The organism is Marinagarivorans sp., assembly GCF_982758155.1.
The window spans coordinates 1-19,438 of record NZ_CEXWTU010000017.1 but is presented as its reverse complement, the minus strand read 5'-3'; the positions used below and the strand labels follow the sequence as shown (position 1 = coordinate 19,438).

Annotated in this window: 15 protein-coding genes; 11 read left to right on the top strand and 4 right to left on the bottom strand. The window is 46.9% G+C overall.

Going from position 1 to position 19,438, the window contains the following annotated elements:
- Positions 1–11 precede the first annotated feature (11 nt).
- The 5 genes from rbfA to AC3A8L_RS03790 all read left to right on the top strand — a co-directional run bounded on the left by rbfA (position 12) and on the right by AC3A8L_RS03790 (position 6,027).
- Positions 12–410 carry a 30S ribosome-binding factor RbfA gene (rbfA, locus tag AC3A8L_RS03810; protein WP_487960904.1) on the top strand — a complete coding sequence of 133 codons (399 nt, stop codon included), beginning with the start codon at positions 12–14 and terminating at the stop codon, positions 408–410.
- A gap of 2 nt (positions 411–412) precedes the next feature.
- Positions 413–1,351 (top strand): tRNA pseudouridine(55) synthase TruB, encoded by a 939-nt coding sequence (gene truB / locus AC3A8L_RS03805; protein WP_487960903.1) that lies wholly within the window; start codon positions 413–415, stop codon positions 1,349–1,351.
- Positions 1,352–1,551: 200 nt separating this feature from the next.
- On the top strand, positions 1,552–1,821 hold the full coding sequence (gene rpsO / locus AC3A8L_RS03800) for a 30S ribosomal protein S15 (protein ID WP_487960902.1): 270 nt from the start codon (positions 1,552–1,554) through the stop codon (positions 1,819–1,821).
- Between the two features lie 315 nt (positions 1,822–2,136).
- The gene (gene pnp / locus AC3A8L_RS03795; RefSeq protein WP_487960901.1) at positions 2,137–4,266 is read left to right on the top strand and encodes a polyribonucleotide nucleotidyltransferase; all 2,130 of its coding nucleotides are present in this window, start codon (positions 2,137–2,139) and stop codon (positions 4,264–4,266) included.
- 366 nt (positions 4,267–4,632) lie between these two features.
- Positions 4,633–6,027 carry a hypothetical protein gene (locus AC3A8L_RS03790; RefSeq protein WP_487960900.1) on the top strand — a complete coding sequence of 465 codons (1,395 nt, stop codon included), beginning with the start codon at positions 4,633–4,635 and terminating at the stop codon, positions 6,025–6,027.
- Positions 6,028–6,095: 68 nt separating this feature from the next.
- Here AC3A8L_RS03790 and AC3A8L_RS03785 read toward each other — a convergent pair whose 3' ends face one another.
- Positions 6,096–8,069, bottom strand: coding sequence for a VacB/RNase II family 3'-5' exoribonuclease (locus AC3A8L_RS03785; protein ID WP_487960899.1), 1,974 nt, complete (start codon positions 8,067–8,069; stop codon positions 6,096–6,098).
- A 75-nt stretch (positions 8,070–8,144) separates the two neighbouring features.
- On the opposite strand from AC3A8L_RS03785, the gene AC3A8L_RS03780 reads away from it, so the two are divergent.
- Entirely contained in the window at positions 8,145–9,656 is a 1,512-nt protein-coding gene (locus AC3A8L_RS03780; protein WP_487960898.1) for an HDOD domain-containing protein, read from the top strand.
- A 19-nt stretch (positions 9,657–9,675) separates the two neighbouring features.
- Here AC3A8L_RS03780 and AC3A8L_RS03775 read toward each other — a convergent pair whose 3' ends face one another.
- Positions 9,676–9,873 (bottom strand): bacterioferritin-associated ferredoxin, encoded by a 198-nt coding sequence (locus tag AC3A8L_RS03775; protein ID WP_487960897.1) that lies wholly within the window; start codon positions 9,871–9,873, stop codon positions 9,676–9,678.
- A gap of 611 nt (positions 9,874–10,484) precedes the next feature.
- Between AC3A8L_RS03775 and AC3A8L_RS03770 the strand changes: the two genes are divergently transcribed.
- The 3 genes from AC3A8L_RS03770 (at position 10,485) to feoB (ending at position 13,810) form a co-directional block, all read left to right on the top strand.
- A complete protein-coding gene (locus AC3A8L_RS03770) occupies positions 10,485–11,087 on the top strand; it encodes a peroxiredoxin (protein WP_487960896.1) in 603 nt (200 codons plus the stop codon).
- A 438-nt stretch (positions 11,088–11,525) separates the two neighbouring features.
- A complete protein-coding gene (locus AC3A8L_RS03765) occupies positions 11,526–11,753 on the top strand; it encodes a FeoA family protein (protein WP_487960895.1) in 228 nt (75 codons plus the stop codon).
- 5 nt (positions 11,754–11,758) lie between these two features.
- On the top strand, positions 11,759–13,810 hold the full coding sequence (feoB, locus tag AC3A8L_RS03760; RefSeq protein ID WP_487960894.1) for a ferrous iron transport protein B: 2,052 nt from the start codon (positions 11,759–11,761) through the stop codon (positions 13,808–13,810).
- Between the two features lie 37 nt (positions 13,811–13,847).
- Here feoB and AC3A8L_RS03755 read toward each other — a convergent pair whose 3' ends face one another.
- Positions 13,848–15,197, bottom strand: coding sequence for an alanine/glycine:cation symporter family protein (locus AC3A8L_RS03755; RefSeq protein WP_487960893.1), 1,350 nt, complete (start codon positions 15,195–15,197; stop codon positions 13,848–13,850).
- A gap of 399 nt (positions 15,198–15,596) precedes the next feature.
- On the opposite strand from AC3A8L_RS03755, the gene AC3A8L_RS03750 reads away from it, so the two are divergent.
- Together AC3A8L_RS03750 and AC3A8L_RS03745 are read left to right on the top strand one after the other, a co-directional pair.
- Entirely contained in the window at positions 15,597–16,049 is a 453-nt protein-coding gene (locus AC3A8L_RS03750; RefSeq protein WP_487960892.1) for a hypothetical protein, read from the top strand.
- 312 nt (positions 16,050–16,361) lie between these two features.
- Positions 16,362–16,952 carry a hypothetical protein gene (locus AC3A8L_RS03745; protein ID WP_487960891.1) on the top strand — a complete coding sequence of 197 codons (591 nt, stop codon included), beginning with the start codon at positions 16,362–16,364 and terminating at the stop codon, positions 16,950–16,952.
- Positions 16,953–17,148: 196 nt separating this feature from the next.
- On the opposite strand, the gene AC3A8L_RS03740 is transcribed toward AC3A8L_RS03745, so the two are convergent.
- On the bottom strand, positions 17,149–19,134 hold the full coding sequence (locus AC3A8L_RS03740; protein ID WP_487960890.1) for a cellulase N-terminal Ig-like domain-containing protein: 1,986 nt from the start codon (positions 19,132–19,134) through the stop codon (positions 17,149–17,151).
- Positions 19,135–19,438: the final 304 nt, after the last annotated feature.

The following is a 19,438-nucleotide window of genomic DNA, read 5'->3' as shown; positions in this document are numbered from 1 at the left end:
AAATCTAATTTATGGCTCGAGAATTTACTCGATCTGATCGCGTAGCAGATGCTGTACAGCGTCTGCTTGCTCAGATGATCCCCGCTGAAATTCGTGACCCGCGCGTGGGTATGGTCAACGTTAATAGCGTTGACGTTGCGCGCGATTTATCGATTGCAAAAATCTACGTCACTGTTGTTGGCGCAGAAAAAGAAGGTTGTGAGCAAGCCGTTGTTATCTTGAATAAAGCGGCGGGTTTTTTACGCACTTTAATTAGTAAAGAATTAACGATGCGCTCTACGCCTAAATTAATTTTCTATTACGACTTTACCGCGCATCGTGGTGGCGTTTTAAGTGGTTTGATCGACAAAGCTGTTGCCGCTGATAAAGCTAAGCATGCTGATGATGCCCCCGATGACAGTGGGCAATAAGCTTGGGGCGCCGTCGTAAAAATGGTCGTGCCGTTCATGGTGTGTTGGTATTGTATAAGCCGCAAGGTTTAACCTCTAACCAAGCCCTGCAACGCGCGCGCTTCCTCTTTGATGCAAACCGAGCCGGCCACACCGGGGCGTTAGATCCTCTGGCGACCGGCGTTTTGCCTTTATGTTTTGGTGAAGCTACCAAGTTTTCACAACACCTCCTTGATGCCGATAAGGCCTACAGTAGTACATTCCGCTTGGGTATTAATACCTCCACGCTTGATTCCGAAGGTGATGTGCTGGAAGTTCGAGATGCTAGCGCGATTACTGAGGCGCAGGTCCGTGATGCCGTAGCGCAATTTGTCGGCCCTATTGAGCAGGTCCCGCCAATGGTCTCTGCGCTTAAGTATCAGGGGCAGCCGTTATATAAACTCGCAAGAGAAGGTATCGAAGTCGAGCGTAAGGCTCGTGCGATTACTATATATGCTTTCGATGTTTTGGTGGTTCGTCTTGGTGAGGTTGTTGAGGTGGATGTGCATGTACGCTGCAGTAAAGGCACCTATATTCGTAGTTTGGCGAATGACGTTGGTGAATTACTCGGTGTTGGTGGGCATGTCTCGGTATTACACCGTACACAAGCTGGCCCGTTTTTAGAGCAAGACATGATGACCCTTGAGGAGCTTCAAAGTCATCGCGGCGATGCCGAGCCTTCTGCGCTTGATGATTTATTAAAGCCCATTGATGCGACTATTGACGACATTCCCGAAATTACGATCGATGCGCTAGCTGTACAGGCGTTTGCGGTTGGGCGGGCGGTCGAGTCTGAGGGGGTCTATCAAGTCGCGCAGCAAGGTGATAAAGTGCGCGTTCGCAGTGAAAGTGGCCAATTTTTAGGCGTTGCTGAAGTCGCCGATAATGGTTTTCTGGCCCCGAAGCGCTTGGTGGTATATTAAGCTACGCTCTAGGGCTATCAGTGCAGACTAAGATGATTTTTGGTCTTAGCGTAAAGAATTTGTGGTTGCTTCTGGCACCACAAACCGACCTAACTGTCGATATGCACGGTTAGGCCGCGTATTTCCCGTTTTCTTGTTCGGCATTTTTGTTGGCTTGATCATCGGGTGCATATTCAACATTAAATTAAGAGGAAATCTCCATGGCTCTAAGCCCACAAGAAAAAGCTGCAATCGTTCAAGACAATCAACAAGGTGAAGGCGATACTGGTTCACCTGAAGTTCAAGTTGCTTTGTTAACAGCGAACATTAACAAGCTGCAAGGTCATTTTGCTGATAATAAGCAAGATCACCATTCACGTCGCGGTTTGATTCGCATGGTAAACCAACGTCGTAAGTTGTTGGATTACTTGAAATCAAAAGACGGCAGTCGCTACACAGCACTTATCCAGAAATTGGGTCTACGTCGCTAAGTTAGCTAATGTAAAAAGTGCCCGCAAATGCGGGCACTTTTTTGTGCTTTTGGCTGTACGGTTTTATCGCTAAAAGTAGCTCCTAAAATGTTTTGTAAAAGTCGATTTTGGTGATACTGCTACACACTGTTTAGGTTTAAGTACGGCTAAACAAGCTGGTGTGAAAATGTGGTTAACAATCGGCTAGTTTCCGGTTTTGGTAATGACGTGCAGTGTAGTCTGTGGTCGTAAATCTGCGTTGAAACCGGCGTACGTAAGTAGTGTAAAGTAAGTCAATATTAAGTAAGCCTGAAAAGCCTATAAAGGATAAAAAAAGTGAATCCTGTAATTAAACAATTTCAATATGGTGATAGCACGGTCACGCTCGAAACTGGCCGCATTGCTCGTCAAGCCAATGGTGCTGTATTAGCTAGCGTGGGTGAAACCCGCGTTTTATGTACTGTTGTTGGAAAAAAATCTGTAAAGCCGGGTCAAGACTTCTTCCCGCTATCTGTGCATTACCAAGAAAAAGCTTACGCAGCAGGAAAGATTCCTGGTGGCTTCTTCAAGCGTGAAGCACGTCCAAGCGAGAAAGAGACACTCACCTCTCGACTTATCGATCGCCCAATTCGTCCACTATTCCCTAAGGGCTATCTCAACGAAGTTCAGGTGATTTGTACGGTAATTTCGGCAGAGAAAAATGTTGATCCAGACATTTGTGCAATGATTGGTGTATCAGCCGCATTGTCTATTTCGGGTATTCCATTTAATGGTCCGATTGGTGCTGCACGTGTTGGTTATACCCAAGCTGGCGGTTACTCGTTAAACCCTAGTTATTCAGCATTGGCCGAGTCTGAGTTAGACATGGTTGTTGCTGGTACTCAAGACGCCGTTTTAATGGTTGAGTCTGAAGCTAACGAATTGCCAGAAGATATTATGTTGGGCGCAGTGTTGTATGCGCACCAAGAGCTTCAAGCGGTTGTTACAGCTGTTAGTGAGCTTGTTAAAGATGCTGGCAAGGCACGCTGGGAATGGGCCGCAGAAGAAGTAGATGCTGCTCTTTACGGTAAAGTTAAAGAAACTTTTGCTGACTCAATTGCAACGGCATATCAGATTACCGACAAAGCTAAGCGTTATGATCGTTTAGGTGAGTTACGCCAACAAGCTATTGAAGAATTGGCATTGGAAGGTAGCGGTATTGCAGCCGACGATGTGAGTGGGTTGTTTGCTAAATTAGAAAAGCACACCGTACGTACTGCTGTTGTTGAAGGCAAGCCTCGTATCGATGGTCGCGATAACAAAACTGTTCGCGGTCTTCAAGTTGAAGTTGGCGTATTACCTAAAGCGCACGGTTCTTCGTTGTTTACACGCGGTGAAACTCAGGCTTTGGTTGTTGCTACTTTGGGTTCTGCTCGTGATGCACAGACCATTGATGCCCTCGAAGGTGAGCGCAAAGATAACTTCATGTTGCACTATAACTTCCCTCCTTACTCTGTGGGTGAGTGTGGTCGTATGGGTGCTACAGGTCGTCGTGAAATCGGTCATGGCCGTTTGGCGCGTCGTGGTGTTGCTGCCATGTTACCTAAAGCCGATGATTTCCCTTACACCATTCGTGTAGTCAGTGAAATTACTGAGTCTAACGGTTCTAGCTCAATGGCTTCTGTTTGTGGCGCTAGCTTGGCGTTGATGGATGCCGGTGTACCGCTTAAAGCGCCAGTTGCGGGTATCGCAATGGGCTTGGTTAAAGAGGGCGAGAAATTCGCTGTTTTAACCGATATCTTGGGTGATGAGGATCACTTGGGTGATATGGACTTTAAAGTAGCTGGTACGGCGGATGGTATTACTGCATTGCAGATGGATATCAAAATCGAAGGTATCACTGAAGAAATTATGGATATCGCGCTTGAGCAAGCATTAAGCGCGCGTTTACATATTCTTGCTGAGATGAACAAGATTATTGCTGCACCACGTAAAGATCTTGCTGATTCTGCTCCTCAGTATCACACCATGAAAGTTGATTCTGACAAGATTCGCGACATTATTGGTAAGGGTGGCGCAACGATCCGTGCTCTAACCGAAGAAACTGGCGCTAGCATTGATATCAACGACGACGGCACTGTAAAAATCTACGCTTCTGATGGCGAAGGTTTGAAAGCTGCAATCGAGCGTATTGAAGCGATTACGGCTGAAGCAGAAATCGGTGCAACTTACGAAGGTAAGGTTGTACGTATTGTCGATTTCGGCGCATTTATTAACTTCTTGCCGGGTAAAGATGGTCTTGTGCATATTTCACAAATCGCTCATGAGCGCGTGAATGCTGTAGCGGACTACCTCGAAGAAGGTCAAATGGTTAAGGTGAAGTGTTTGGATGTTGATAATCGTGGCCGTATTAAGCTATCGATTAAAGAGACTCTCCCAGCGCCAGAGCCTAAAGAAGAAGCGCCAGCTGAAGAGGCCGGCGAATAATTTCTTTGTTGTATTTTATGTTTTATGAAAGCCCGCGCTAGTCGCGGGTTTTTTTTCGCCTCAAATATGCAATATCACTGATTAGGTTTGCGTGAATGTTGCAGGGAAATTAATTTCTCGTGTTATCTAATGCTGTGATGTATTTTACTGTGATGTGCGTCTCGAAATTTCATTAACGCTTTCTTGTTCGGTGGCTTTTAGATCGGCCTCTTGGTTTAAGGACAGCGGCTTTGAATTGCGTTTACTGAGGTTGGGGGGTGTATTACTGTACGCGTTCAACAAGTGCTCAAGGTGGTTGTTTGTTGACCTCTTCGTGCGCCTGTTTAAATTGGCAATTTTTCTGACAATATTAGGAGTATCGACGTTATGCGAATGATGCACTTTTTTAAGGCTGGCTTTGTGGCGAGCAGCTTAGCTATCGCTATACCCGCAGTCGCGGCTTATGAAATACAGACAATAGATCCCGAATACATTGGTTTTGGTAGCTTTGATTTAGAGGCTGGTAAAGTTGTTTGGGCTGACTTTACTGATACCTGGGAGGTTAATTTTTTTGATGGACAGGCGACGTCACAGCTCAGTAATGACGACAATAGTAAAAGTGCCACCGGTATTTCCAATGGCACTCTATTCTGGACAGAGGCTTTTCGTTCTAACCCTGCTGAGTTGATGATGTATCAAGGTGGGGCGTTAACGGCGATAACTCAAACGGGTAGGGAGAAAGCTAGCTTCACCTACGATGCGGGTCAGGCGGCGTGGTTTGAGCGCATAGCCGGTGCATTTGAGTTATTTTTTTATGATGGCTCGCAGGTACAACAAGTGACGTCGGGCGGTGATTTTTTTCCGGCAACATCAAATAGTGTATTTCTTCAGTTGGATCAAGGCGAAATTGTTTTTCAGGCATTTGCTGATGGTGTAAATAGCATTTTTTACTGGGATGGTGATAGCGTTAATCAGTTGTCATCAGTTGGTGTGAATGCTTCTCTGCCTGATATTGAAAACGGCGTAGTTGTGTGGATAAGTCTGGATGCGCTAGGGAATCAGCAGGTATTTAGAATGGTGGGTGGTGTAACCGCGCAGCTAACCTTTGATATTGATGGCTTACCTAAAACCGACACCCAAATCAAAGACGGTATTATTAGCTGGGAGGTTATTACAGACTCCACGGCGACGAATTCTGAGTTGTGGGTAATGCGCAACGGAGAAACGCAAAAGTTAACGGATTCTATGGCAAGCGGGCGCGCGCAATTTGATTTAGGTAAAGTGATTTGGACGGAGGGCGAGGGTGGCGTCGCCTCGCGTATTGTCGAAAATGTAAATAATGAGACTGTTGTGGTTCATGTTGGTGAAAACCCGATTGGTCTTAAAGCCGACGGGGGATTTCTTGTCTGGCGCGAAGGCTTATTTCCGAATAGCCCTGCAATTTTACTGGCATCGCCCAGTGATGATGGGGAGAATCCGGTTGATTCTGTTAATGCGGGCCCAGAGCATTCTTCAACACAGGTGACGGTTGATGGCTCGTTGACCATTAGCGCCTCAGATTGGAATGCAGTTGGCTGGACGCCTTCGTCATTAAAGTTTGGTATTACTACAACGGATGGCAGTCCATTGAGTGGCGTTACCGTGATTGATGAAAATGGTGATGCTGTTGCGCTAACTGACTGGTGGAGTGTGGTGTCGCAAGTTTTTACGGGTGAAGCCCGTTATATTACGATCGAAACAGCACAATCCCGTGAACTCAGTGTGCAGTGGTGGACCGAATAAATTTTTTAACATAAAAAAGGGGCTGAAATAATGCAGCCCCTTTTTGCGTTAAGTCGTGATGAGTAAGATTAACTCGTAGCTTTTGCCGCTGTAATGGCTTCGTTAATGGCGTCAACTTCAAAGCGAACGCGGCGCTTTTCCGGTAAGCCTTCAGCAATGGTGATTTCAACGGGGGTATCGAGCATATAGACAGTTTCGCCTACTGTCAGTGTCATGCGCTTAGCGTCAAAGGCTTTCTTTACACTTTTAGGAATCTGTACAAACCCTTCTATACCAGAGTCGTCCAGTTTTACGCCAAAGCCTTGCTGGGTAACAATGCGAATGTGGCCTTGGGCTTTTTCACCGAGACGCGTTTGTACGTATTGTGACTTTAGCCATTGCTCGGTTTCACGTACAGCTTTACGGCCATTATCTAATGTTTCGTTTAGGCGGGTTACGGCTTTATCGTTTGCTGATTGTACTTTTTTACCGGCCAGTATTTGGGCGATGGTCCAGTGATTGGATAAATCGGCGTAGCGGCGTAGCGGCGAGCTAACGGTTGCGTAATGTGCGTAGCCTTGGTTGCTGTGCGGCTTTGCTTCAATACTTAGGTGGCTATTGGCACTCATGCGCTTAAGTGGCGAGATGATATGGCTTTTTGTAGGGTGTGCGCGCAGCATTTTCACAAGGGCTTTAAAGCCTTCGGCCGTGGCGAGTGTTTCGGCAACGGATTCAAATTCTTCAGGGCTTAGCTCTGCTTTTAGTAATGCTTTAATTTCACCCAAGCGATCTTGGCGTAAACCATCGTGGCGAGTGTGAATACCAGCATTATGGCTAGCCAGTAATTCGCCGGCACAAAGGTTGATGACCAGCATCGCTTCTTCGACTAACTTGTGAGCTAGGGTGCGCTCGCGCTTAACAATGTTATCCACTTTACCTTTGTTGTCGAGGTACAGGTCAAAGTCGGGTTGATCTTCGTGAACGAGATTATTCGCTTCGCGGTAAGCTAAGCGTACGCGGGCAAACTCGGCTAGCGTGGTGATTGTATTATTAATTTCGGCATCATCAGTAAAGGTCGTGCCTTCGGTGATGTACTCGTTAACAGCGGGATAATTACATTTACTGCGTGAGCGAATAATGCCTTTTTCAAAAGTGAAGCTTTCGATTTCGCCGGTGCTGGCAACTTTAGCTTGGCATATAAGTGCTGGGCGAGGCTCGTTTTCGAGTAACGAAAAGGCTTCTGTGGCGAGGTTGTCGGGAAGCATGGGGAGTACTTCGCCCGGTAAATAAACGGTTTGGCCGAAGTCGCGCGCACCTTTGGCTATGGCGCTAGAGGGGGCGATAAAGCTACCGGGATCGGCAATGGCAACAGTGACGTCCCAGCCGGAATCTGTTTTGGCAGCGTAGACGGCGTCGTCCATATCACGTGTAGAGTAGGAATCGATAGTGACAAGGGGCAAGTGGGTGAAGTCTTTTCGATCGTCACTTTCAATGGCCATTTTTTTACAGGCCGCGGCTTGTTCGCTCGCATCCTTGGGCCAATAGCGAAATAAACCGTACTTAGCAACAATCAGTTTATGTTCGAAGTAGGGATCGGACTCTTGGCCAATGTTAGCAATGATCTTAGCGGCGGCTTTACCGTCTTCATTAAATGGGTGACGAATAAGCTCGCATAAAACGGCATCACTATCTTTGCACTTAGCGCGAAATTGCGGTGGCAGAAAAATCCAGCGACCGAAATTTTTGGTGTCAGGAAGGACAAAGTGATTGTTGCCCTTTATTTTGTATTCCCCGACAAAGCGCTTAAAGGCTTGCTCTTCTAATTTTTCAATAGTGGCTTCAAGTTGCTCTTTATTGTTTTTGGTAAGGAGTACTTTAACTTTATCGCCAGGGAGTACTAGTTGCATCTTTTCTGGGTTTAAAAATGCATCGCGACCATCGTCGAGCTTTACAAATCCAAAGCGTCCGTTGGACCCGACTACAGTGCCTTGGCCATATTCTTTACTGGCAATAATGGCGGTTTTTAGCTCACCCAATTGAGCTATTGTGCTTTTATCAAACATGTTGAACCTCGACCTTCATAGAGGCGGGAATGATAGCAGGTTGAACGCCGATGGCTAAGGATTAGCACAGCTTTATTGCTTCATTTTGAGACATTACTGGGCGTGCTGACTAGCGATGTCGGCGCTTTGCGTCAATACTCAATAGAAATGGAGGGGCTAGATTTGAATCAAGAATTGCAGCAATGGGTTGCAGAGTTAAATGGGGAAAACCTCCCGGGCTTCGCAATAACCACTAAACGCTTAGCCGCAATGACCGGTGATGAGGCGTCTGCTCATGCTGTGGCTGATGTCGTTCAGCCGGATGCTGCAATGACGGTGCGTATATTACGGTTGGCTAATAGTGTGTACTACAACGCAGGCCAGAGGCGTATCGATACGCTGAATTACGCCTGTGTTGTACTGGGGGTTAAGGCTGTTCGCAATTTGGCGATTACCGCGGCTAGCTTAGAGGCGTACCCTGATATGGATTTTGGCTCTCATTTTCAGCGTGAGGTGGCTTACTCCTTTCACGCCGCAATGCAGGCACAAAGTCTTGCGCGCTTGCGGGGGCTGCAGCAGGAAGAAAATATCTATATCGCGGCGCTGTTAGCCAGGTTGGGGCATTGGATGTTTTGGTGCTTCCCTTACGGCTTTGGTGAACGCATGGCTAGCCATTTACCGGGTTTTGAAGATTCTTCCATTGTGGAGCATGAGTTACTGGGTTTTACGTTAGACGAACTTACCTTTGAGTTGCTTAAAGAATGGCATCTCGATGCTGTATTGCGGTTGTTACCCAGGGAGGGCAAAAAGCCGACCGAAGAAAGCCAGTGTATAACCGAGGCTTATGGTCTAGCGAGGCAGTTGCGTAAAGGTTGGCAGCACAATGGTTTTCAGGGGGTTAGTCGCCGCTTGTTGGGTTTTTGTCGCTTGCCAAGGGCCGACCTTTTGTCGGCTATTAGGTTGTGTGTTGATGAGGTTCGCAAAACGCTTAAGCAGGTTGAGATTGACCGTAATTACTGGCCACCCTTGGAAAGTGAAAGCCCTAGTGAAGCTGTGGATGATGCCGTGCCTTTACTGCAGCAAGCGCTGGCACGCGATATTTTAGTACAGAAGCAAAGCCGCCAATTGCGGCAGCTCACGCATATGTTGTGTCAAAAGGTGGATGTGGCGCGCTGTTTGAGGTCGGTTGTTATTGGTGTTCATAAGGGGATTGGCTGTGAAAATGTTTTTGCGCTAATGCCGCACCCGAAAAAGCATGATTGGCATATTGCCTCCCACGAGGGCGAGCATTCACGGGCGTTGGCTCAGGGGCTGGTAACTTTAATGGGTGATTCGGATGATAGTCTAGTGAAAGAGCTTAAGGCTGGACGAATATGCTGGCCACCGATTAACCCATTGATTACGGGCAAATATGATGACCTGTTCGGTAGTGATGCTTTTTGCGTATTTCCTTTGCGCTTAGGGAGCAAGCACGTTGGCTACATTGGAGCGGCAAAGCCTGTTGGGGTGGCTTTTTCTGAAGGGGATTTTGAGGTTTTTTGCCATTTTTGCGATCATGCATTACTGGCAATTAAGTTGTCTTTGTTAGAGCACGGGCCTCACTCTTAGGTAAAGTCGCGCTCAGTTGTCAGGCGGCGGAGTAGAAGTTACCAGCGTTAATATCATTGAGGATGTCATTCATCAAATCTTTGGTTAAGCCTGCGCACTTTCCGCATTGAGTCATTATGTCGAGGCTCTCTCGCACTTGGCGCAAATTGTGGGCGCCACCTTGAACAGCACTGCGAATCTGGGAATCTGTAATACCTTTACACAAACATACGTACATAGTTCGTACTCACATTTACGGCCTATAGCCGATGGTTGGTGCTTTTAGATCCTTCTTTGTATTTGAAAGAAAAATCCATATAGAGCAATTCTTGAAGGGGTTGCTCAAATAATAGACTTATATTATTGCTAATGATAATTGTTGTCAATTAGATTCAGTTCTCATTTATGAAATATTGTCGATTTTGCGGCGGCGCTCACCAAAGTGGTTGATAGGGCTTTAGCTTTGCATGCATGCGCCTATTGGGCCTATATAAAAAACTATTGGTTTGTCGGTTTGAGGCGATTAACATAGCCGCAACTTATTAAGGGCTCCAGCCTGATAGTCTTTAGGCTTGATATTGCAAGATTTCACTCTCTAAGGCCTGATCGCAACGTATGTACCCTAGAGCGTATGCCCCCTAGATGGCAAAGCGTTACACGCTAGGCATCCACGCCTTGTGCTTTTTCTTTGATTATATATAGGTTGGTAGGGGTTGAATTTGTCGAAAGAGACGGCATTTTGCCTAGAGCAAATTTCAAGGCTTAATCGCTATAGCGTTTAGGTATTATCGATTTAAATCGCGGGCAATTCCGCATAAGTATTCACTCACCCTTTATTGGAGACACATCATGGGCGTATTAGTCGGTAAAGCAGCACCGGATTTCACAGCACCCGCAGTATTAGGTAACGGCGAGATTGTTGATGCATTCAACCTTGCTGAAACTATTAAAGGAAAAAAAGCGGTTATTTTCTTTTACCCGTTGGACTTCACCTTTGTGTGTCCTTCTGAGTTATTAGCATTTGACGCGCGATACGAAGCTTTTCAAAAGCGTGGCGTAGAAGTGATAGGTGTTTCTATTGATAGTCATTTCAGCCATAACGCATGGCGTAATACCGCTATTAATGATGGCGGCATTGGTCCTGTTAAGTACACTTTGGTTGCCGATATTACCCATGCAATCTGTAAAGCCTATGATGTAGAAAGTGAAGGTGGTGTTGCTTTCCGTGGTTCTTTCTTGATTGACGAAGAAGGCGCTGTTCGCCATCAAGTAGTTAACGACCTTCCATTAGGCCGTAACGTTGATGAAATGTTGCGTATGGTTGACGCGTTAGCGTTCCACCAGGATCACGGCGAAGTGTGCCCTGCTGGTTGGACTGAAGGCGATGCGGGTATGACAGCCTCGCCAGAAGGCGTTGCAGCTTACTTGAGCGAGAACGCTAGCAAGCTTTAAGTCTTAGGGTCGAGGAAACAATATTTCATCCACTAATGCTTGATCTCGACATCCTTACCTTCGTTGCTCAAAGCGTTACATGCCTCGGTAACTGCTCCATGCGTTACCCTACTGACCTATATCCATATAGGCCCCGGCATGCGCCTCGATAAGAAAGCCGAATTGGACAAACTATTATTACCTGGTCCCTTAAAGCTTCACTGCAGTGTAAAAAAGCGCCTTAGGGCGCTTTTTTTTGGCCTGCGTTAAACCGACTGCTTCAGCTGAGCTGTTTTGTGATTGGTTTCTAGAAAACTTGTGCGGTATCAAATAAAACACTTAATGCGAATCATTATTAATTGAATCTGCTATTACTTTAGTGCACACTCATGGAGTGTTATCTGGGCATAATTTTTTGCGGTAGGACGACTCCTAAATAGAGCTATACGGTGGTAAAAAATGACATTAAATCAATTGCTTGAAGGCCAAGTTGGCACGATCAACGCGCTTGAAACACTGAACAATGCACTGGTGCGCCAATGCAGTACTCTAGGATTAATTCCGGGTGCAGTCGTTCAAGTATTGCGTCGTTCGCGCGGTAAAGGCCCGATGCAGATTAAGTGTGACGGTACTTTATATGCTATTCGCGCCGATGAGGCCGCTCAAATTCGAATGACTGTTGCGTAATTATTGTGAAAGAAATAGCCCTGATCGGCAGCCCCAACTGCGGTAAAACCACCTTATTCAATCGCCTTACAGGCACTCGTCAGCGCACAGGCAATTGGCCTGGCGTTACTGTTGAGCGCAAAGATGGGCGCTTACCCCTGCCCAGTGGCGAGTCTGTTCGGGTTGTTGACCTTCCCGGTATTTACTCCCTTCATGATGATATTCAAGGTGTTGAGGCGCGCGTAGCCCACACTTACATTGAGTCGCATAACCCTGAATTGGTTATGGTGGTATTAGATGCAACTCGATTAGGGCGTCAGCTCTCATTATTGCCGGATATTATTGCAACCGGTAAGCCCGTTATCTTAATTGTGAATATGCTCGATAGCGCCGAGGCTGAAGGCATTCGAGTGGATTTAGCCGCTTTACGAAAAGGTACAGGCCTTCCTGTTGCGGGTGTGGTCAGTTCTACGGGTGTTGGTGTTGATGATCTAAAGCAGCAAATCGATTCTCTGTTGCTCTCTTACCCTGCCGGTCGCATCGACTTTGATGTTGCCGAGTTATCCAAAAAAGTTTATAGCAGCACCGGCAAGCAAAGTCGCACCGAAAAAATTGATAAGTGGCTGCTACATCCTGTCTATGCGCTGCCCATATTTTTAGCCACTATGTACCTGTTATTCACTATATCGGTGAATTTGGGCGCGGTATTTATCGATTTCTTTGATATTTTATTGGGTAGTATTTTTGTTGATGGTACCCGCTGGTTAACGGCGGCGTTAGGCGCGCCGCAGTGGCTACAGGCTGTTATGGCCGACGGAGTTGGTGGCGGCATTCAGCTGGTGGGAACCTTTATTCCCGTCATTGGTTGTTTGTATTTGTGTATGTCGGCTTTAGAAGATTCTGGTTACCTATCGCGTGCGGCTTTTGTTATTGATCGCTTGATGGCCAAAATCGGATTGCCGGGGCAAGCGTTTATTCCGTTAATTATTGGCTTTGGTTGTAATGTTCCCGCGGTGATGGCATCGCGTGCGTTAGGGCAGGCCAGTGCTCGCCTTACTACGATATTTATCGCACCTTTTATGTCCTGTGGTGCGCGTTTATCAGTCTATGTTTTTGTAGGAACTGCTTTTTTCCCTAGCCAAGCGCAAAATGCGATTTTCGCGCTCTATTTATTGGGTATCGGGGTCGCGATAGTCTCTGCTTGGTTGCTGCGGCGTAGAATATTTGGTGGCATGGTGGGTGCCAATATCGCAGAAATGCCTGCTTATCATCGCCCACTAGTGCGTAATGTTTTAACGCAAACATGGCATCGTTTGTACTCTTTTATTTGGCGAGCCGGCAAGCGTATTTTAGTGGTTGTGATATTGCTGAATGTCTTTTCTTCGTGGGGCACCGACGGGAGTTGGGGTAACCAGGACAGCGAAAATTCGATGCTATCGGCAACGGGTAAAGTGCTGACGCCGATGTTTATTCCTATGGGCGTAGGTGAAGATAATTGGCCGGCTACCGTCGGTTTGTTTACTGGTTTGTTTGCTAAAGAAGTCGTGGTCGGCACACTGGATACACTTTATACCCCACCGCTTGTAAGTGAGGAGGGTGATGTAATTACTGCGCCCGATGTGTTGGGTGATAGCTTAACGGCTGTGATGAGCGTTTGGAATAATCTTGGTGGTTTGGCGGGGGCATTTCTTGACCCGCTGGGTATTGGTTCGGCGCAGGAAGATATTGCTGGCCAAGCGCCCGGTAGCTACAAAGCAATGCAAAGCTTATTCCCCTCGGCTTGGGGCGCTTTCTGTTATCTCGTATTTATACTTTTGTACGCACCTTGCGTAGCAACAATAGGTGTTATGCAAAAAGAAGCTGGGCAAGTTTGGTTGGGTTTTTCTGTGGTATGGAGTTTGTTGCTGTCTTACTGGTTGGCGTCTAACTTGTGGCATTTAAGCTTGTTATTGGTTAACCCGATTACGGCAGGGGGTTGGATTGTGGGCTCTTCACTTGTGTTGTATGTGTGTTACCGCTTAATTATGTCGCAAATGCGGCGAGGTATTCAAGATCATATCCCCGCAATAAACCTATAAAAAAACAGCGCTACGGCGCTGTTTTTTTTGTCTTGTGTTACTGCTTGCTTTTAAGTTTTTGGAAATAGTCTTTACTGAGTTTTACAACAATAGGGCTCAGTAGGCACAGTGCAATTAGGTTAGGTAGCGCCATAAGGGCATTAAGCGTATCGGCTAATATCCAAATTCTCGATAGCTCCGCAATGGCACCGAGCGGTACAACGGCAACCCAAAATATACGAAATGGAATGACCGCTTTGGGGCCGAATAAAAACTCGGCACAACGTTCGCCATAGTAACTCCAGCCCAGCAGGGTGGTGAATGCAAAAATTGCAATGGCGATAGAGATAATAAGGTCTCCAAAAGGTAGTGCGCTGTTAAAGGCGAACTGTGTCATCTGTGCGCCTTTGGCGCCGTCGGCCAGCCAGGCACCAGAGACGATAATGGCCAACCCCGTGATGCTGCACACGACAAGCGTGTCCAGAAATGTTCCCAGCATAGCAATAACACCTTGGTTCACCGGGCTATTAGTTTGTGCAGCGGCATGGGCAATGGGCGCACTGCCTAGGCCGGCTTCGTTCGAAAAAATGCCTCGTGCAACACCAAAGCGAATCGCGGCCATAACGGCGGCGCCCGCAAAGCCACCTTGCGCAGCAACCGGTGTGAAGGCACTTTCAATAATCAAAGCGAAAGCGGCGGGTAAGCTGCTAAAGTGGCTTATTAATACCCAGAGACCGCATGCGACATAGCCAATAGCCATTAAGGGGACCAGTTTGCTCGCAACGCCAGATATTCGTTTAATGCCACCCAGTAATACTGCACCCACCAGCACAGCCAATACAGTACCGGTTACCCATGTGGGAATTGCAAAAGAACCTGATAACGCATCGGCAACCGAGTGTGCTTGCACGGTGTTACCTATGCCAAAACCGGCGAGCATGCCAAAAAAAGCGAAAGCTAGCCCTAGCCATTTCCAGCGCGCACCCAAGCCATTTTTGATGTAATACATGGGGCCGCCAACATGCTTGCCTTCTTTATTAACCTCTCGGTAATGTACGGCTAAAACGGCTTCGGCATATTTTGTTGCCATGCCTAATAGCGCTGTACACCACATCCAAAATAAAGCGCCGGGACCGCCTAGTCCAATCGCAGTGGCGACACCCACAATGTTACCCGTCCCTATGGTTGCGGATAGTGATGTCATAAGCGCCCGAAATGGGCTGACCTCTCCTTCCCCTTGGCTTTTTCGGCCGGCGCTTAATTGTTTAAAGCCATAGCCAATCTTTCGTAAGGGTTGTGCGCCTAGGCGAATCATTAAAAAGAGGCCGGTGCCTAAAATTAATATCATCATATAAGGCCCCCAAACGAGACCATTGATAAAGCCTAGGGTGCTATCAAAAAGTTGCATGCTGTTTCCTGCGTGGGAGTATTGGTGTGGTGATGTTTTGTGGGTGTTTTTTATATCGGTGTGAAAAATAATCGCGCAGCATGCGATAAAAATAACGCAGGGTAAACAGTTAAGGTGGAACGCTTTTGGGAGTTGGCATTGGTGAGTAGAAAAAAGCCCCAGCATTAGGCGCTTATACAAAGCGAGTAATGAGGGGCAAGCAACCGTGGAGTACACAGGCATGAAGCGCTGTGTTGTCAGTGCGCGCAGTATGGCAGCTACTCGCAGCTGAGAGCCTAATATACAATAACCAATACTAAGTGCAAGTGATAATCGTTTGCATTTGGTGTTGGTTATTGCTAACTTAACAGTATGTTCAGTAGCAGCTGATTAAAAAAATATTTTGTTGAGGTGAGGGTTATGGCTTATCAATACTTATGTGAAAAACACCGATCCAAAGTGAGCTCCAACCCATGTGAGGCTTACAACTGGTGGCTTAAAACCATTGCATTGGCTGAGCAAAGTTTCGTTGCTCGAGATTTCATCGCCGCACGCGTTTTTGTTGGAACAGCATTTGAAGTAGCGCACTTGCGTTTGTCTCTTGTTCAGGATGGTGCTGGTGCCAGCCAGTATGCCGAGCGTTTGGCTGAAGCAGCTCGATTGCGGGTGCGAGTATTAACCCTGCTAGGTTTATTAGATGAGGTCGAAGAGTGCCTGCTAGACACTCAGCAGGCTTTGGTTTTAGTCGAGGCGAATGGAGTGATGTCTGTTAAATCGCTGTTGTTAGAATTTACTCAGCGTGTCCGGGCGCTGTTGCAAATGCTGGGGCGTTCAGACATTCAGCTAGGCAGCCATGCAAGGCCGCTTCATTGATCTGAGTGGGTGAGGTTAAATGAGAAGTTAAGGGGCGTGCATTAAATAACTTCCCGTTTTTGAATTCCCGGGTGCACGCTTGCCGTCGTTAAAAATATTTGCAATAGCCGGCTATTACGCCATATTTTCGCCTCGTCAAGCAAACACCCAAAAACCCAAATTCCAGCAACTTATTCAGTGCACGCCCCTAAGCAGTGTTTATTAGCGCACAGTTTGCTCTTGTCTGTGGTGGTTTCTGGGCAGGCTTCGCATTAATCGTTCGGTGCTTTTGTTACCCTTGCGGGCTGTTTATTTGTAAAGTTTGACGTGATTATGTTGACACCAACCGAAGAAAGAATCTTAAGAAAGAAGTTACAAGACTATAACGGCAAGGTTGAACATTTATTTTTAAATGCTCAGGGTGATGTCTGCGTTGGGATTGCGCACGTGCTGTCTTCGGTAGAGGAGGCCTGTAGTTTGTCTTTTACTAACAAAAATGGCCTTAAGGTTGCGAGTGAAGAAATTGTAGCGGATTTTAATTCAGTGCGTGAATTGGCACCTAACCGCATAGCTTCGTTTTATAAGCGCCATTTAAAGTTGACTCTGCCTGCTAGTGAAATTAATCGCCTGACGAATCAATCATTGACGCAGTATTATGCGGATTTAACGCAAATGTATCAGGGGTTTGATGCCTTCCCTTCGGATGCTAAATTAGCTTTATTCGATATTATTTTTGGTATGGGGGCATCTGATCTGGCGGACTGGATTACGTTTAATGAGTCTATTCGTGCGCAAGATTGGCAGCGAGCTGCGTTAGATTCCGCAAGGCCGTTTCCGGTAACTGCGGTGCGAAATATTTACGTACAAGGGCTTTTTGAAAAAGCCTTTAGAGCCAGCAAAGAGCCTGCATTGGCAGAGGCTTAGACGATAGAGGCCTGCAGAGAGGCCGGTTTTAGCATTACGTATCGGGGCAGGAAGCCCATTATTAGGCATTGCATCCGTATAGCGATATCAGACATTGGTGAATTAATATTGTTTCCCCGACACTGTCCTGTGGTTACCTAGAGCAACCCAATACACGGCTTAATGTGCAGAGTCACTCCGGGCAAACTGGTAGGTGTTAGCGGGCGGGTTTCAGTTTTCGGCTTAAAACACTAATGCCGCAAATGGACAGAAGCAGCCACAGCTGGTTAAGGCTGAAAGCCCCTGCTTTTTTATCGCTAGCTTCTGATTCTTGAGGTTTTGGCTCGGTAGCTTTCTCTGTGTTTGCCGGTAGTGTGCTCTTTATCGGGGAGAGTGCAAAAAGCTTGGGAGCAACTTCTGTCGTGAAATAGGACACAGGTACTAAAGACGCATTAGCGTCAATTGAGATTTCACGCGAACTCCAACCTGTACCTGTAACGGCAAACATTTTCAAACCAGGCTGCGATCCAAATTTAGGCATGGCGCCATCGTTAGCATTGGTCCAGTTGTTCGGGCCTAAGATCATTTTCCCCGGCCAGCTATCGTCGTTATTCACGCCATCATGTGTACGCATTACGGCATTTTCGATCTCTGGGTAGCCTTGCGCGGTATACATCGCAAGGTTCATTGCGTTAATGCCGCTAATATGATCAAGCACTTCAACGGCGCTACGGGCAAAGTTTGCCGCGCGCTCATTCGCCTTTTGTGATTTAGCCGTTTCAGCTGCAGCCATTAGAATGCGTGCATCATTTAAGGCCATGCGGTGTGAGCCCCAGCGGAAATTGTTGTCCACTTCGTCTAGATCGCCACTATTCCACTGGTTCGATTGCGCATCCCATGTTACGCCGGGGTAGCCGACTTTTTGGTGGGAGGCAATGGTATCGGCTTTTTGCAATAATTTTGTTTTCAGTGTTGTTAGGTTAATGTCGTGTAGTGCTTCGTTTGTGAGTAGCGATAAACTCCCTTCCATGGCAACAGCGCCCCACCAGTAAGAAGACACCTCATTAAAGCGTGGGTGTGTTGTTACTGCGGACTTAAATGTATTAATGTCGTTCGTTTGCTTGAGTAATGCGGCCGCTAAATAGATTTCGACGAGGGCTGCATACTCGTCGTCTTGTGTATTGTCTTTACCTGGGTGACAGTTATCGCGTGGTGTTTCCGGATTGCGAAAGCTACTGTAATTATCGTTGTCGGGGTACATACCCCCTTCGCCGCCAAAGGAGTCGACTTGACGACAGGTGAGCGGTTCTGTTTGTGCATTTTTTAATGCGCTAATCGCGAGTTGATAAGTTTTTTTCGCTTGTTCGGCAGTGCCGTATTTATTATGTAGTCTAGCCATAGCGGCCAAAGTACGTGCAGTCGAAAAAGTCGCTTTTGTTTCCGGCTCGGCAACACAGGTGCCCTCGAAATGAGGCGCGCAGGCTGCGTAGCTGTCGTTAACGTTGGTGTGAAACTTAGGAATAGCCAGTTTTCCGCCATAATCAAATACATGGTAGAACTGATCCGTCAGTATTTTTAGCTGTTGGTAAACGGTATAACCGCCTTTAATATTACTGCTGTAATAAGCATTAATTTCCGGGTAGGTCTCGAGCATGTTAATCAGCGCCCAGGACGCTTCTGCTGTATTCACCGGGTAAACGCCATTGTCGCCAGCATCAATGACGTAGGAAAAAGTAATATTCAGATCTTTTTGCCAGTCATTTTTACCTTGGGTGAAGGTCGCTCGGCCTTCATGGTCACGAAAGTAGTCGAAAAACTCATACTTTATTTTCCCGTAGGGATCGGCTGCGATGCTAAATGGCGCGGATGTGTCTGTGCCGACTTTCAGGGTTAGCTGCGTACCTATTTTGGTGCACGCCGAAAAATCAATACGGTAGAAGCTATCACCAGAAGCAAAATCATTGCTGATATAGGTATCTTCTGTTCCCTTACAGTTCGTACCCGCGAGCTGCCATTCAATAGCACCTTTATTTTCGCTTAGGTAGATGGCTGTCTTGTTGGCTTGGGGTAAATAGCCTGCATAGTTAACGCGAAAGCGATCTTTTAGCTGGCTGCCATCGTCTGCGGCATTGGCTGTGGTTGTGAGCGTTAAGGTGGCTGCGCAAGCAATTGCCCCAGCCAGAGGGGAAAGTCGTACGATCATATGAAGATCCTAGCTGTCAGTCTGAATGATGAGTTGTTTTTATTGTTGGGGATTGTAGCACCTCTTAAGCGAGCATTGGCGCAGTGTATAAGTCTAGTCGCGATGAAAGGATACTGCTGCGTTCGCTTAAGTCGGGAGTCGTGATGGTGAACCGCGATGTTCCTTTAGTGGCTTAAGGCTAGCTCGGCGGCTGCTATTGGATCGGTGTTATCAGTACTTTTGTTTTGGGTGTTTTTTATGTGCTAGAGGGTTAAGGGCCGAGGAAAAAATACTTTATCCAATAATACTTGCCTCCTACTTCCTC